The 15,644-nt window shown below is 59.2% G+C and carries 14 protein-coding genes; 11 read left to right on the top strand and 3 right to left on the bottom strand.

Annotated features, from left to right (window positions below; all coding sequences use genetic code 11):
- Positions 1 to 68: 68 nt before the first annotated feature.
- The 5 genes from AC3WJW_RS11295 to AC3WJW_RS11275 all read left to right on the top strand — a co-directional run bounded on the left by AC3WJW_RS11295 (position 69) and on the right by AC3WJW_RS11275 (position 5,553).
- Positions 69 to 572, top strand: coding sequence for an ureidoglycolate lyase (locus AC3WJW_RS11295; protein WP_008146154.1), 504 nt, complete (start codon positions 69 to 71; stop codon positions 570 to 572).
- Positions 573 to 622: 50 nt separating this feature from the next.
- A complete protein-coding gene (locus AC3WJW_RS11290) occupies positions 623 to 1,924 on the top strand; it encodes a urate hydroxylase PuuD (protein ID WP_493726040.1) in 1,302 nt (433 codons plus the stop codon).
- 165 nt (positions 1,925 to 2,089) lie between these two features.
- Positions 2,090 to 3,448: a nucleobase:cation symporter-2 family protein gene (locus tag AC3WJW_RS11285; protein WP_493726039.1), complete on the top strand. Its 1,359-nt coding sequence runs from the start codon at positions 2,090 to 2,092 to the stop codon at positions 3,446 to 3,448.
- Positions 3,449 to 3,604: 156 nt separating this feature from the next.
- Positions 3,605 to 4,390 carry an outer membrane protein OmpK gene (locus AC3WJW_RS11280; RefSeq protein WP_493726038.1) on the top strand — a complete coding sequence of 262 codons (786 nt, stop codon included), beginning with the start codon at positions 3,605 to 3,607 and terminating at the stop codon, positions 4,388 to 4,390.
- Positions 4,391 to 4,767: 377 nt separating this feature from the next.
- Positions 4,768 to 5,553: an outer membrane protein OmpK gene (locus AC3WJW_RS11275; RefSeq protein WP_493726037.1), complete on the top strand. Its 786-nt coding sequence runs from the start codon at positions 4,768 to 4,770 to the stop codon at positions 5,551 to 5,553.
- 69 nt (positions 5,554 to 5,622) lie between these two features.
- On the opposite strand, the gene AC3WJW_RS11270 is transcribed toward AC3WJW_RS11275, so the two are convergent.
- The 3 genes from AC3WJW_RS11270 to AC3WJW_RS11260 all read right to left on the bottom strand — a co-directional run bounded on the left by AC3WJW_RS11270 (position 5,623) and on the right by AC3WJW_RS11260 (position 10,759).
- Complete coding sequence (locus AC3WJW_RS11270; protein WP_493726036.1) at positions 5,623 to 8,433, bottom strand: RHS repeat domain-containing protein; 2,811 nt, start codon at positions 8,431 to 8,433, stop codon at positions 5,623 to 5,625.
- 72 nt (positions 8,434 to 8,505) lie between these two features.
- Positions 8,506 to 9,675 carry a patatin-like phospholipase family protein gene (locus tag AC3WJW_RS11265; protein WP_493726035.1) on the bottom strand — a complete coding sequence of 390 codons (1,170 nt, stop codon included), beginning with the start codon at positions 9,673 to 9,675 and terminating at the stop codon, positions 8,506 to 8,508.
- Positions 9,676 to 9,826: 151 nt separating this feature from the next.
- Positions 9,827 to 10,759 carry a lipid A biosynthesis lauroyl acyltransferase gene (locus tag AC3WJW_RS11260; protein ID WP_493726034.1) on the bottom strand — a complete coding sequence of 311 codons (933 nt, stop codon included), beginning with the start codon at positions 10,757 to 10,759 and terminating at the stop codon, positions 9,827 to 9,829.
- Positions 10,760 to 10,877: 118 nt separating this feature from the next.
- Between AC3WJW_RS11260 and minC the strand changes: the two genes are divergently transcribed.
- The 6 genes from minC (at position 10,878) to AC3WJW_RS11230 (ending at position 15,528) form a co-directional block, all read left to right on the top strand.
- Positions 10,878 to 11,615 carry a septum site-determining protein MinC gene (minC, locus tag AC3WJW_RS11255; RefSeq protein WP_007974945.1) on the top strand — a complete coding sequence of 246 codons (738 nt, stop codon included), beginning with the start codon at positions 10,878 to 10,880 and terminating at the stop codon, positions 11,613 to 11,615.
- 202 nt (positions 11,616 to 11,817) lie between these two features.
- Complete coding sequence (gene minD, locus AC3WJW_RS11250) at positions 11,818 to 12,630, top strand: septum site-determining protein MinD (RefSeq protein ID WP_007974946.1); 813 nt, start codon at positions 11,818 to 11,820, stop codon at positions 12,628 to 12,630.
- 3 nt (positions 12,631 to 12,633) lie between these two features.
- Positions 12,634 to 12,888: a cell division topological specificity factor MinE gene (gene minE, locus AC3WJW_RS11245; RefSeq protein WP_007974947.1), complete on the top strand. Its 255-nt coding sequence runs from the start codon at positions 12,634 to 12,636 to the stop codon at positions 12,886 to 12,888.
- A 179-nt stretch (positions 12,889 to 13,067) separates the two neighbouring features.
- Entirely contained in the window at positions 13,068 to 13,703 is a 636-nt protein-coding gene (locus tag AC3WJW_RS11240; protein WP_007974948.1) for an RluA family pseudouridine synthase, read from the top strand.
- Between the two features lie 199 nt (positions 13,704 to 13,902).
- Positions 13,903 to 15,192, top strand: a complete 1,290-nt coding sequence (locus AC3WJW_RS11235; protein WP_493726033.1) for a M18 family aminopeptidase — start codon at positions 13,903 to 13,905, stop codon at positions 15,190 to 15,192.
- Positions 15,193 to 15,351: 159 nt separating this feature from the next.
- The gene (locus AC3WJW_RS11230; protein ID WP_008048365.1) at positions 15,352 to 15,528 is read left to right on the top strand and encodes a hypothetical protein; all 177 of its coding nucleotides are present in this window, start codon (positions 15,352 to 15,354) and stop codon (positions 15,526 to 15,528) included.
- Positions 15,529 to 15,644 lie beyond the last annotated feature (116 nt).

Genomic DNA, 15,644 nt, shown 5'->3' with positions numbered 1-15,644 from the left:
TCGCAGGCTTCGCCAGCTCCTACAGGGGCACGGTGAATCGATAACGAATTTTGGATAAGAAGAACAGCATGCGCACACTGACGATTGAACCGCTGACCAAAGAAGCCTTCGCCCCTTTCGGTGACGTGATCGAAACCGACGGCAGCGATCACTTCATGATCAACAACGGTTCGACCATGCGCTTCCATAAACTGGCGACGGTCGAAACCGCCAAGCCAGAGGACAACGCGATCATCAGCATTTTCCGCGCCGACGCGCAGGACATGCCGCTGACCGTCAGCATGCTGGAGCGCCATCCGCTGGGCAGCCAGGCTTTCATTCCGCTGCTCGGCAACCCCTTTCTGATCGTGGTCGCGCCACTTGGCGATGAACCTGTATCAGGCTTGGTCCGCGCCTTCGTCACCAACGGCAGGCAGGGCATTAATTACCATCGCGGCGTCTGGCACCACCCGGTGCTGACGATCGAAAAGCGGGATGACTTCCTGGTGGTTGATCGCAGTGGCACAGGCAATAACTGCGATGAGCATTTTTTCAAAGAGGATGAGCGTTTGATCCTCGCCCCCCACCAATAAGAGAAGGTCTGATCACTCGACAACAGAGTGACAGGCGAGAGGTAAAGACTGTGGAAGCACATCTGTTGGAATGGCTGAACCTGAGCGTGCGCTGGGTTCACATGATTACTGGCGTGGCCTGGATCGGCGCGTCGTTCTATTTCGTCTGGCTGGAAAACAACCTCAACCGGGTCAACCCGAGAACCGGCCTGGCCGGCGATTTGTGGGCGATCCACGGCGGCGGTATCTACCACCTGGAAAAATACAAGCTGGCTCCACCGACCATGCCGGACAACCTGCACTGGTTCAAATGGGAAGCCTACTTCACCTGGATGTCGGGGATCGCGCTGCTGTGCGTGGTGTTCTACTCCAACCCGACGCTCTACCTGCTGGCTCCGGGCAGCACCCTGAGCGGTCCTGAAGGCGTGGCCATCGGTATCGGCTCGCTGTTCATCGGCTGGTTCGTCTACTCCTTCCTGTGCGACTCGGCCCTGGGCAAACGCCCTGCCCTGCTTGGCTTCATCCTGTTCGTGCTGATCATCGGCGCGGCCTATGGCTTCAGCAAAGTGTTCAGCGGTCGCGGTGCGTACCTGCACGTCGGCGCGATCATCGGCACCATCATGGTCGGCAACGTGTTCCGCATCATCATGCCGGCACAGCGCGCACTGGTGGCGGCGATCGCCGAGAACCGCACGCCGGATCCGGCCCTGCCGGCCAAAGGCCTGCTGCGTTCGCGTCACAACAACTACTTCACCTTGCCGGTGCTGTTCATCATGATCAGCAACCACTTCCCGAGCACCTACGGCAGCCAGTACAACTGGTTGATCCTGGCCGGGATCGCGGTACTGGCGGTGTTGGTGCGTCACTACTTCAACACCCGTCACGACAGCCACAAGTTTGCCTGGACGCTTCCAGTCGCAGCCGTCGGCATGATCAGCCTGGCTTACGTCACCGGCCCTGCGCCGCTGAACAGCCCGGAAGTGGCCAAGGCACCCGCGAAGATCGAATACCAGCCGCTGCCGGAAACCGCAGTGGGCGGTGGTTTGAAACCCGCTGAAGCCAAACCTGCAGAAGCGCCAGCCGCCGCTCCGGTGCAAGCGTCCAACGCCGGCCCTGCCTTTGACAAAGTGCACAGCGTGATTCAGGAACGTTGCGCGGTTTGCCATTCGGCCAAGCCCACCAGCCCGCTGTTCAGTGCGGCCCCTGCCGGTGTGATGTTCGACACCCCCGAGCAGATCCGCCAGAACGCACCGCGGATCCAGGCGCAAGCCGTCACCAGCCAGATCATGCCACTGGGCAACATCACCCAGATGACCCAGCAGGAACGTGACCTGATCGGTGCCTGGATTGTGCAGGGAGCCCAGACCAATTAATCGTTAAAAGCTTCGCGAGCAGGCTCGCTCCCACACAGGCAACACAGATCCTGTGGGAGCGGGCCTGCCCGCGAATGGCCGCAAAGCGGCCAACCTGATTCGAATACAGCTGCCGGCAGCGTTGCGGCTGTAAATCACAAGAATAAAAAAGATCCGAGGTGTTGCATGTCCGAGCTATCCGCAGCGCGCATCCCCGACGCACCCGCCATTCAGCGTTTGCCCCTCTTGCAACTGATCCTGGTCGGTTTGCAACATGTTCTGCTGATGTACGGTGGCGCCATCGCGGTGCCGCTGATCATCGGACAGGCCGCTGGCCTGAGTCGTGAAGAAATCGCCTTCCTGATCAACGCCGACCTGCTGGTGGCGGGTATCGCCACCATCGTCCAGTCCCTCGGCATCGGCCCCATGGGCATTCGCATGCCGGTGATGATGGGCGCCAGTTTCGCCGCCGTCGGCAGCATGGTCGCCATGGCCGGCATGCCCGGTATCGGCCTGCAGGGGATCTTCGGCGCGACCATCGCCGCCGGTTTCTTCGGCATGCTCATCGCGCCGTTCATGTCCAAGGTCGTACGTTTCTTCCCGCCGCTGGTGACCGGCACGGTCATCACCTCGATCGGTTTGTCGCTGTTCCCCGTGGCCGTGAACTGGGCCGGTGGCGGTGCCAGCGCCGCTCAATTCGGCTCGCCGATCTACCTGGCCATCGCCGCCCTGGTGCTGGGCACCATCCTGTTGGTGCACCGTTTCATGCGCGGCTTCTGGGTCAACATTTCCGTGCTGATCGGCATGTGCCTGGGCTACGTGCTCTGCGGCCTGCTCGGCATGGTCGACCTCAGCGGCATGGCGCAGGCGCCATGGCTGCAATTCGTTACGCCGCTGCACTTCGGCATGCCGAAATTCGAACTCGCACCGATCCTGTCGATGTGCCTGGTGGTGGTGATCATTTTCGTCGAGTCCACCGGGATGTTTCTTGCGCTGGGCAAGATCACCGGCCAGGAAGTCTGCCCACGGATGCTGCGTCGCGGTTTGCTGTGCGATGCCGGCGCCTCGTTCTTCGCCGGGTTCTTCAACACCTTCACCCACTCCTCCTTTGCCCAGAACATCGGCCTGGTGCAGATGACCGGTGTGCGCTGCCGCTCCGTGACCATCGTCGCCGGCGGTTTGCTGATCGTCCTGAGCCTGCTGCCCAAGGCCGCGTTCTTGGTGGCCTCGATCCCTCCGGCAGTCCTGGGCGGCGCAGCGATTGCGATGTTCGGCATGGTCGCCGCCACCGGGATCAAGATTCTCCAGGAAGCCGACATCGGTGACCGTCGCAACCAGTTGCTGGTGGCGGTGAGCATCGGCATGGGCCTCATCCCGGTGGTACGTCCGGAGTTTTTCGCCCACCTGCCCGTGTGGATGAGCCCGATCACCCACAGCGGCATCGCCATGGCCACCCTCAGCGCGCTGACGCTGAACCTGCTGTTCAACATCCTTGGCGGCGCCGAACGCGCGGCCATCAACGACTGTCACGCACACACGCATTAACAGACGAAAGCCACAAAACCTGTGGGAGCGGGCTTGCCCGCGAAGGGGCCATCAGCCTCAACATCATCGTTGACTGATGCACCGCTTTCGCGAGCAAGCCCGCTCCCACAGGAGAGCTACATGCGCCTTAAAAATAAAAACAAGAGGGAGCAACAGATGATTCGGACACAAACCAACCTGCTGTTGGGTGCTGGCCTGCTGGCCGCGAGTCAAGCCATGGCCGGCGATTTACTGCTGTGGCAGACCAACAGCCTGAGCTATCTGTACGGCAAGGATTTCGCGGTCAACCCGTCGATCCAGCAGACGATTACCTTCGAACACGCCGATCGCTGGAAGTACGGCGATAACTTCATGTTCATCGACAGCACCTACTACAACGGCGAGAAAGACCGGAACAAGGGCGTCCACGCTTACTACGGCGAGTTCAGCCCGCGCCTCTCCCTGGGCAAGATCCTCGACCGTCGCTTCGAGTTTGGCCCGATCAAGGACGTGCTGCTGGCCATGACCTACGAGAACGGCGAAGACGACACCGAGGCCTACCTGATCGGCCCCGGATTCGACCTCGCGGTACCGGGCTTCAATTTTTTCACCTTGAACGTCTATTACCGCCAGACCGAAGGCTCGCGTCCCGGCGACGATGTCTGGCAGATCACGCCGGCCTGGTCCTTCACCCTGCCATTGGGCAACTCGAACCTGTTGATCGACGGCTACATCGACTGGGTAGTGGATAACGACCAGAACGCCCATGGCACCTATCACGCCAACCTGCACTTCAACCCGCAGATCAAGTACGACCTGGGCAAGGCCCTGGGCTGGCGGGAGAAACAGGTGTACGTCGGCGCTGAATACAGCTACTGGAAAGACAAATACGGCATCGAAAACAGCGGCAAATTCGACACCAATGAAAACACCACCAGCCTGCTGGTGAAGGTGCATTTCTGATGCTGCCCCGCAACCGTGCGCCAAACCTGTCGTCGGTGCGCCGTTGCGGAGCACTTGAGACCTGGCCGAGGAGTCAGTATTCTCCGCGGCCGCCCGAATCCGGTTTAAAAAAAAGCCCGGATGTAAAACCTGACCAGCAGGCCAACTTATCCCGGCGCTGGCAGGCACCAAGGCACTCCAAAACCCCTCTCAATCGACCGCTTTTGAGCCGTCGAGCGGGAGTTTTTTTGCTTTTCGAAAGCCTTGGCTCAGCTCTTGCTATCAGCACCAAAGCTGACCGACTGGATCATTTTTTACCGCTACGGAAACAGGCGCCACACCAGAGCGCCGACCTTAAAAAAATAACGTGGAACCACCTACTTTTTGGGAGCAACCGAATGAAACGTACGTGCACTAGCCTGATGCTGGCGGGATCGATGCTGGCCGGGGGCCAGGCCATGGCCGGCGATTTGCTGCAGTGGCAGACCAACAGCCTGACCTACCTGTATGGCAAGGACTTCCAGGTCAACCCGCGCATCCAGCAGACGGTGACCTTCGAACACGCCGATGGCTGGAAGTACGGCGACAACTTCTTCTTCATCGACAAGATCTTCTACAACGGCAAGGAAGACCACTTCGCGGGTGAAAACACCCACTATGGCGAGCTCAGCCCGCGCCTGTCGTTCAACAAGATCTTCGACCAGAAGTTCGAGTTAGGCCCGATCAAGGACGTCCTGCTGGCCATGACCTACGAGTTCGGTGAAGACGACACCGAGTCCTACCTGATCGGCCCTGGCTTCGACCTGGCCATCCCGGGCTTCGACTACTTCCAGTTGAACTTCTACAACCGTCACACCGAAGGCGACCGCCCGGGCGACAATATCTGGCAGGTCTCGCCGGTCTGGTCCTACACCATCCCGGTGGGTGACTCGGACGTGCTGATCGACGGCTTCATGGACTGGGTCGTCGACAACGATGTCAACAGCAAAGGCGAATACCACGCCAACCTGCACTTCAATCCGCAGGTCAAGTACGACCTGGGCAAAGCGCTGAACCTTGGCGAAAAGCAGCTGTACGTGGGTGTCGAGTATGATTACTGGAAAAACAAGTACGGGATTGAAGACAGTCAGGGCTTCAAGACGGATCAGAGCGTGACCAGCTTCCTGGTCAAGGTTCACTTCTGATAAAAAACCTTTAAATAGATATCGCCCGATAGTCATTATATCGGGCAGATATTTTCACAACTTCCTTCATTAGTAATAGACATTTAAAATCTGCTTGGATGCCTGCCCCAAGCGCTGCTCAAAACCATCGAAATCTATAGGCTCGCCCGTGCGCATATCAAAGACATTGTCAGGTAAAACAATAGCCGACCCAAATACTCCATTACCAACCGCTATCTTGGGAGGGCTTACCTCACACATGGACACCTTCACATAATTCTGTTCCTGCCCGTCCAGTAAAATATCCGTCAGGTTTACCGATATAATTTCAAACGCCGCACCGGGATTTGCCAGTGACTCAGACTCAAAGAATGGGTAACCACTCCTTAAGGATATTGGTGCCAAAGGCTTGGGGCTAAAATGATGATCGATTTCAAAAATTACAGAGGTCTCGTCAAACCTGCGACCTTCATCACCTGAGCGAAATCCCGCGAACTCGGCGGCAACGATGGGGTTTTCTGTAAATGAAGCAAAATCGGTATTGATCAACACATCTCCGGTACCTAAACGACCTTGTCGAAAAAAAGCTCCCGACGTACCACGACTCCCTGACCCACCCCTATAGAGTGTTACAGCACCGGTGTGAGGAAGCACGCCTACTATATTGGCCAAGTCAAATACACGACTCGCATTGTCGCTGGCTATGCGAGCCTCTTTATGAAAGTACCCTTCCGGGTAATTTCTTTGCTTACCTGTTCTTAAATAGTCGTTAACAAAAGGTCCTGATTCAAACGTATAAGCCTCCAGATAGGTACGCTTATGCACATCGTCCGCCAAGTTAAAATCCAACAGCACAGCCTGCTGCCGCACAACAACAGCCTTACCTATAGTCGCCCTTAAGTTTTCATGATCATTCTGAAGAAGTAGATCGTTAAAATCCTCCCCCACTAACCCATACAAATCCTTGAGCGCCAGTGGGTTATTCAAAACATAACTAAAAAAATTAAGACTATTGGCAACCAAAGCAGGATCCGCACTCACCCACCGCTGCAACCACGGTGCGTAATACCGATACCCATAACAACAAAGCCCGGTCGCATCCCGCTCTTTACCCGAGTAACGAACCGTCTTGTATTCAGCCTCGGTCTCGCTGACACCCGCCCACAACGCCGTCCCGCCAAACGGGTAATAAACCTCCCGACTCAGCAACGCTCCCTGCTCATCCAGTTCCAGCGTGCACGAGTTCAGATGGTCACTCAGGCAAAAACGCAGTTGATCATTGCGTACGCCCTTGGGCAACTTCTCGACCCAATGCAAGGCCCGCACACGGCTAAGCCCCGTCTCGACACTAAGCACATGCCGCTCTTCGCCGGTAGCCGTATCCCGATGGATTTCCAGCCCCGGCAAGTAACGAACTTCAGCACGCAGTGTGCGACGAGCCGTCTCTGTGAGTCGGACCTTTCTCAGTCGATGCCCTGGACTGTCGTAGAAATAACACTCGGTATCGTCGGGCCCATCCTCACGCCGCACCATCGTCACGCGACTCAATTGATTGCGAATGTCCCAACTCATTGCCTGGCCGCGCAACAGTTCCCGCTGATTGCCATTGGCATCGAAGCCATCCGCCAGATTGCCTTCCTCCGCAACGCTACGATTGCTGGCGGTCGAGGTAAACATCTCAAACGTTTGCGCACCGCTATGGTGACGGGTCTGCAGATTGCCGGCGGCGTCGTAGTTGAAGGATTGCGTGTAATTGCGCAACTGGTTGGGGTCCAGCGGTGTGGTTTGCCAGGCAGGTAATGCGGGACCATGACCGGGCTGGCTGACTTCCCGGCCAGTGGCTTCAACCAGTTGATACAAGCTGTCATAGCGATAGCGATTGAACGGGTCGATCCGCTGATGATTGAAATAGCGCGTCAACGCCACCTTGTCTTCGACACTTGAGATATTGCCGACCGGATCGTAGGCATATTCGAGGTGCTGAAGCGCCACGCCTCGGGCATCGCAAGAGAGCAATCCGGCCAGCCGTCCATCTTCAGCCGCGTACCGGGCTGTAGTCAGGACACCATTTGCCGCAAGCTCACTTTCAACCTTGCCAAGGGCGTCATATCGGATGTCACCCACCAGTACTTGAGGAGGGCCGGAAGCGCCAGCCAACCTCAGTCGGGTTTCCCGCAACTCGCCAGACAGGTTGTAAGCGAAGATACGCAGGTTTTCCCTGGCGTCTGTCTGGCAGAGCATTTCCCCTGAAGGCCCATACTGTTGAACCGTCCTGAAAGCCTCGCCCTCCAGGCGCGCATCGGCGGATTCGGACGACCAATCCGGCAGGGGCAGATCGAGCATGAAGCGGGTTTCTTCCGCCAGAAGCAAACCACCCACGCCATATTCGCAAAGGCTGTGCCGGCCAGCCGGATGGTCATGGCGAATCAGTTGGCCACATTGGTTATGGAAAGCAGACTCGTCTCCCGCACTGCCGTAAGCAAAACGCTCGGACACGCGCGACATCTCATCCTTCATCTGCTCCGTCACGATCGTCGGACGCAGAAACTCATCGTACTCAGTGTGCCGCTGGCTCCCGCGACCGTCCCAGAACGATCGCGCCATACCGGCCTGATCCAGCAAACTCAGCTGCCAACCCGCATCGACGCTGTCCACCAGCAGAGGCTGATTTTGCAGGTTGTGCGTCGTCACGAGGTTCGGTTTTGGCGCGGTGCCCCACAATCGCGGGTCCCAGGAAGCCACCAGCCGTCCGGCAGCGCCAAAGTGATTGCGGGTGATGCGAGTCTCAATGGACGGGTTCCGCGGATGACGGCAATAGGCGACATTTCGCACAGCCAAACTGCGCGAATCCACCACCGACAGGCTCGGTGTGTGAGCATCAATCCATTGTGCAGCCGCCATCTTCGAACCCTCTGCCTGAGGGCTTCAATCTGATGGAAAAACTTGAGCACAGCTACTGTCAGATCTGACAGTTCAAACGGCCTCAGCCACCGAGAGTCCCAGAAACCGGCACAACTCCCCGCGCTTGGCCAGTGCATCGCGCCGCCCAAGCTCGATCAACTCGCTGCAGTACCCCGCCTCGAACAGCAGGTAGCTCAGCACCCCTGCCCCGCTGGTCCTGGTCGCGCCCGGTCCGCGTAAAAACAGGCGCAATGCCGGCGGCAACTCCTGACGATGTCGCGCGGCAATCTCGTCGATCGGCTGGCTCGGTGAAATCACCAGCACGTCCACCGGCGCCACGCCCAATGCGCGGGTCGGTGTGCCGTCAGGCATCAGGTGACTGAACTGGTTCAGGCGCTGCAACAGCTCGATGTCACTTTCCAGGCTGTCAATGAACGTACTGTTGAGCATGTGCCCGCCGATCTGCGCCAGGGTTGGCTGCTGCCCGGTGTAGCTGCGCTGCAAGGGTTGTTGCGGGTCGATACCGCGGGGGTTGCCGCTGACGCCCACCACCAGCACCCGACTGGCGCCCAGATGCAGCGCCGGGCTGATCGGCGCCGACTGACGCACCGCGCCATCACCGAAATACTCTTCACCGATTTTCACCGGGGCGAACAGCAGCGGAATCGCCGAACTGGCGAGCAAGTGTTCAACCGACAGTCGGGTGGGAACGCCGATGCGTCGATGGCGCAACCAGGCATCGATCTTGCCGCCGCCCTGATAGAAAGTGACGGCCTGGCCGGACTCATAGCCGAACGCCGTGACCGCCACCGCTTGCAATTGCTTCTGTGCGATCGCTTCGGCGATACCGCCCATATGCAGCTTGTCGTTGAGCAGATCCCGCAGCGGCGAACTGTTGAGCAGCGCCACCGGAACCTGGGAGCCGATGCCGAGCAAACTGTGGCTGACAAAACGACTGGCCTGGCGGATGACCCCTGGCCAGTCGCTGCGCAATACCAGAGGGCTGCGAAAGCCCTGCCAGAAGGCCGTCAGGCGTTGGATGGCATGACGAAAGTCCATTGCCCCGCTGGCGAGGCTGACGGCGTTGATCGCGCCCGCGGAGGTGCCGACGATCACGGGAAACGGATTGCTCGCCCCCGGCGGCAGCAATTCGGCAATCGCCGCCAGCACCCCGACCTGATAAGCCGCCCGAGCCCCGCCGCCGGAAAGAATCAGCCCTGTAACCGGTTCAGCTGGACTCATGCACAACTCTCCATGGTGCTTGATGGGATGACGTTGCCTTGTAGGAGCGAGCCTGCTCGCGATGGACGTCAACGATAACGCGGGTAACCTGACGCCCCGTGGCGCTCTCCAGTCCATCGCGAGCAGGCTCGCTCCTACAGGGGGTCGGGGTTCAACGGCGTTTGGCGTACAGCTTCGGCTCGCCCGGTGGACGGCTCTTGAAGCGGCGGTGGGCCCACAGGTATTGCTCGGGATATTGGCGCAGGACGCCTTCGATCCATAGGTTGATGCGAATGCAGTCTTCTTCCTCGGTTTCACCGGGGAAGCCTTCGAGCGGCGCATGGATCACCAGGCGATAACCGCTGCCGTCCGCCAGACGCTCCTGGGTGAACGGCACCACCAGCGCCTTGCCCAGCCGCGCAAACTTGCTCGTGGCGGTGACGGTCGCCGCCTGAATGCCGAACAGCGGCACGAAGATGCTTTGCTTGGCGCCGTAGTCCTGATCCGGCGCGTACCAGATCGCGCGGCCCGAGCGCAGCAATTTGAGCATGCCGCGCACGTCTTCACGCTCTATCGCCAGCGAGTCGAGATTGTGCCGCTCGCGGCCCTGGCGCTGGATGTAGTCGAACAGCGGATTCTTGTGCTCGCGGTACATGCCGTCGATGGTGTGCTGCTGACCGAGCAACGCCGCGCCGATTTCCAGCGTGGTGAAGTGCAGCGCCATCAGGATCACGCCCTTGCCTTCGCGCTGGGCCTGCTGCAGATACTCCAGCCCTTCAACGTGAGCGAGACTCGCCAGGCGCTTGCGCGACCACCACCAGCTCATCGCCATTTCAAAAAACGCGATACCGGTGGAGGCGAAGTTTTCCTTGAGCAGGCGTTTGCGTTCGGCGGCGGTTTTTTCCGGAAAACACAGTTCCAGGTTGCGCTTGGCAATGCGCCGTCTGTCGCCGGCCACGCGATACATCAATGAACCCAGGACGCGGCCGATCCACAGCAGTGCCGGATACGGCAACTGGACGATCAGCCACAACAGCCCCAGGCCACACCACAGCGGCCAGAAACGTGGAGATAGAAATGCTTTTCGAAAACGCGGGCGGTCCATTAATGCTTCCGGAATGACAATGGCCGCGCATTCTACATCGTTCGACCCGGCTTGCGGCCTGCGGGCGTTCTCGTTATAAGTCTCGGCACTTTTAGTGACAAGTCGTTGTATGCCGACCATGAGCCAAACCGAACCGCTAGACCAAGATCCCGTGTTCCAGTTGAAGGGCAGCATGCTGGCCATTACGGTGCTGGAACTGGCCCGTAACGACCTCGAAAGCCTTGATCGGCAACTGGCCGCCAAGGTCGCCCAGGCGCCCAACTTCTTCAGCAACGCGCCGCTGGTACTGGCCCTGGACAAACTCCCGGCCAACGAAGGCGCCGTCGATCTGCCCGGCCTGATGCGCGTGTGCCGCCAGCATGGCCTGCGCACCCTGGCGATCCGCGCCAGCCGCATCGAAGACATTGCCGCCGCCATTGCGGTCGACCTGCCGGTGCTGCCACCGTCCGGTGCCCGGGAGCGTCCACTGGACCTGACCGAAGGCGAACCGAAGAAAAAACCGGAAAAACCGCCCGAGCCGACCATCAAACCGACAAAAATCATCACGTCGCCAGTACGCGGTGGCCAGCAGATTTATGCCCAGGGCAGCGATCTGGTGGTGATCTCCTCGGTCAGCCCGGGGGCGGAACTTCTCGCCGATGGCAACATCCATGTATACGGCCCGATGCGTGGTCGCGTGTTGGCCGGCGTCAAGGGCGACACCAAGGCGCGGATTTTCTGTCAGCAAATGAGCGCTGAACTGATTTCCATTGCCGGACATTACAAGGTTTCCGAAGATCTGCGCCGCGATCCTCTGTGGGGTTCGGGTGTGCAGGTCAGCCTGTCCGGCGACGTGTTGAACATCATTCGGCTTTAACGGATACTGCCGCATTTTCCAAGCATCTCTAAAACGTAGCGAAAACGGCTCAAACGAAGTAGGAAAAAGGCCGAAAGCAGTGTTTACCGGGGGTAAGCGCCGCTCAAAACCGGATTCCAGCCAAGGCTGTCCGACTGCAGTAGTTTTTCAGGAGATGTTTTTCAGGGGCTGAAAAGTCCTTTTTCCTTAGGGGTGAAACACCTTGGCCAAGATTCTCGTGGTTACATCCGGCAAGGGTGGTGTGGGTAAGACCACCACCAGCGCCGCTATCGGTACCGGCCTCGCTCTGCGCGGCCACAAAACAGTGATCGTCGACTTCGACGTGGGCTTGCGTAACCTCGACCTGATCATGGGTTGCGAGCGCCGCGTGGTGTATGACTTCGTCAACGTGGTCAACGGCGAAGCCAACCTGCAACAGGCCCTGATCAAAGACAAGCGCCTGGAAAACCTCTACGTGCTGGCCGCCAGCCAGACCCGCGACAAAGACGCTCTGACCGTCGAAGGCGTGGAAAAAGTCCTGATGCAACTCAAGGAAGACTTTGAGTTCGTGGTCTGCGATTCCCCGGCGGGCATCGAGAAAGGCGCCCACCTGGCCATGTACTTCGCCGATGAAGCGATCGTCGTGACCAACCCGGAAGTCTCCTCTGTACGTGACTCCGACCGCATGCTCGGCCTGCTGGCCAGCAAGTCCCGTCGTGCCGAACGCGGCGAAGACCCGATCAAGGAACACCTGCTGATTACCCGTTATCACCCGGAGCGTGTGAGCAAAGGCGAAATGCTCGGCGTAGAAGACGTCAAGGAAATCCTTTCGGTGACCCTGCTCGGCGTGATCCCTGAATCCCAGGCGGTGCTCAAGGCATCCAACCAGGGTGTTCCGGTGATTCTCGACGACCAGAGCGATGCCGGTCAGGCCTACAGCGATACCGTTGACCGCCTGCTGGGCAAGACCGTGGATCATCGATTCCTTGATGTACAGAAGAAGGGATTCTTCGAGCGCCTGTTTGGAGGCAACTAAGCAATGAACCTTTTTGACTTCTTTCGTGCCAACAAAAAGCAAAGCACCGCGTCGGTAGCGAAAGAGCGTCTACAGATCATCGTGGCGCACGAACGCGGCCAACGCAGCACCCCGGACTACCTGCCGGCCTTGCAGAAGGAACTGGTCGAGGTGATCCGCAAGTACGTCAATATCGGGTCCGATGACGTGCACGTCGCACTGGAAAGCCAGGGCAGCTGCTCGATTCTGGAACTCAACATCACCCTGCCTGATCGCTGAGTCGATCCGCCAGGAGCCACGGCGGCTCAGGCCCCTCGGGCCTTTGTAGGAGCTGCCGCAGGCTGCGATCTTTTGATCTTGTTTTTGAAATGCAAAATCAAAAGATCGCAGCCTGCGGCAGCTCCTACGGGGAACGAGAGGTCTGAGCCGCCGTTGGCGTTTGTTACGAGGCTGTTTTAATGCCGTTGTCCAACATCCACATCATCCATCAGGACGCTGCCGTACTGGTGGTGAACAAACCGACCCTGTTGCTCTCCGTCCCTGGCCGGGCCGATGACAACAAGGACTGCCTGATTACCCGCCTGCAGGAAAACGGCTACCCGGAAGCGCGAATCGTCCATCGGCTGGACTGGGAAACGTCCGGCATCATCCTGCTGGCCCGCGACCCGGATACCCATCGCGAGCTGTCCCGGCAATTTCACGACCGCGAAACCGAAAAGGCCTACACCGCCCTGTGCTGGGGTCAGCCGGAACTGGACAGCGGCAGCATCGACCTGCCCTTGCGCTACGACCCGCCGACCAAACCGCGGCATGTGGTCGACCATGAGTTCGGCAAACATGCGCTGACCTTCTGGCGCGTGCTGGAGCGTTGCGGCGACTGGTGCCGCGTTGAGCTGACACCGATCACCGGCCGCTCCCACCAGTTGCGCGTACACATGCTGTCGATCGGTCATCCGCTGCTGGGTGACGGGCTCTATGCCCATGAGCAGGCGCTGGCGGCCTGGCCACGCCTGTGCCTGCACGCGAGCATGCTGACCTTCACCCATCCCCAGACCGGCGAGCGCCTGCGTTTCGAGTGCCCGGCACCGTTCTAAGCGAAAGCAAACCCTGTAGGAGCGAGCTTGCTCGCGATGATCCCAAGAACGCCGCGGGGCGCCAGACTTCCCGCGTTATCGTTGACGACCATCGCGAGCAAGCTCGCTCCTACAGGGGGCGCGCCACTCCACCCGCACACCACCGCCAATTCCCTGACCAATACGTTAAACTGGCGCCACTGCTGTCTGGAGCTACTTTATGCGCGAAGAGTTGAACCAAGGCCTGATCGATTTCCTCAAGGCCTCCCCTACCCCGTTCCATGCCACCGCCAGCCTTGTTCAGCGCCTGGAAGCGGCGGGCTATCAACGCCTCGACGAGCGCGAGCCGTGGAATACCGAATCCAACGGTCGCTATTACGTCACCCGCAATGACTCTTCGATTGTCGCGATCAAAATGGGCCGCCATTCGCCGCTGCACGGCGGTATTCGCCTGGTCGGCGCCCACACCGACAGTCCGTGTCTGCGCGTCAAGCCGCAACCGGAACTGCAACGCCAGGGTTTCTGGCAGTTGGGTGTCGAAGTCTATGGCGGCGCACTGCTGGCACCGTGGTTCGACCGCGACCTGTCCCTGGCCGGCCGTGTGACCTTCCGGCGTGATGGCAAGGTCGAGAGCCAGTTGATCGACTTCAAGGCCCCGGTCGCGATCATTCCGAACCTGGCGATTCACCTCAACCGAGAAGCCAACATGGGCTGGGCCATCAACGCCCAGACCGAACTGCCGCCGATCCTCGCGCAATTTGCCGGCGACGAGCGTGTGGACTTCCGCGCAGTGCTCACCGACCAACTGGCCCGCGAACACGGTCTGAATGCCGACGTGGTGCTCGATTACGAGCTGAGTTTCTACGACACCCAAAGCGCTGCGGTCATTGGCCTGCATGGCGACTTCATCGCCGGTGCGCGCCTGGACAACCTGCTGTCGTGCTACGCCGGCTTGCAAGCGCTGCTGACGGCCGACACCGACGAAACCTGCGTGCTGGTCTGCAACGACCACGAAGAAGTCGGTTCCTGCTCGGCCTGCGGTGCCGACGGCCCGATGCTCGAGCAAACCCTGCGTCGCCTGCTGCCTGAAGGTGATGAATTCGTACGCACCATTCAGAAATCCCTGCTGGTTTCGGCTGATAACGCCCACGGCGTGCATCCGAACTACGCCGACAAGCACGATGCCAACCACGGCCCGAAACTCAACGCCGGCCCGGTGATCAAGGTCAACAGCAACCAGCGCTACGCCACCAACAGCGAAACTGCCGGGTTCTTCCGTCATCTGTGCATGGCTGAAGAAGTGCCGGTGCAAAGCTTCGTGGTGCGCAGCGACATGGGCTGCGGCTCGACCATCGGCCCGATCACCGCCAGTCACCTGGGCGTGCGCACCGTGGACATCGGCCTGCCGACGTTCGCCATGCACTCGATCCGCGAACTGTGCGGCAGCCACGACCTGGCGCACCTGGTCAAGGTACTGAGTGCGTTCTACGCCTGCCGCGAGTTGCCGTAAACCCTGTAGGAGCTGCCGCAGGCTGCGATCTTTTGATTTTGCTTTTTTAAAAACAAGATCAAAAGATCGCAGCCTGCAGCAGCTCCTACACACGCACATCAATTCGGCCGCTTCAAAAGCGGCCTAGACTTCAAGTATCCCTTCGACAAGGCTGTCTCCATGATTTCGATGTCCACCTTTCACGCCATGCTGATCCCGATTCTTGCCGGGATGCTCCTGCTGGCCGTTGGCTTCAACTTTCGCGACAAAAATGCCGGTGTGTTCGCCATGTGGATCGGCATGCTGACCATCCTCGCGACCGTGGTGATCAAGATCCTCGCCAAACTCAACGAATAATTCATCGCCCTTGGCTCGCATTGATTTTGACGGGCTCGTACACTCGGTCGATCCGCTCCCTGCGAGGTTGACCGCCTAGTGTTCGCTCGTCTTTTTGCCCTTCCGTATTTTTTCCT

The sequence above is a fragment of the Pseudomonas sp. GW821-FHT07G06 genome, from assembly GCF_058986625.1.
Note: the sequence above shows the minus strand (reverse complement) of the source record. Positions and strands in the feature narration are given on the sequence as shown.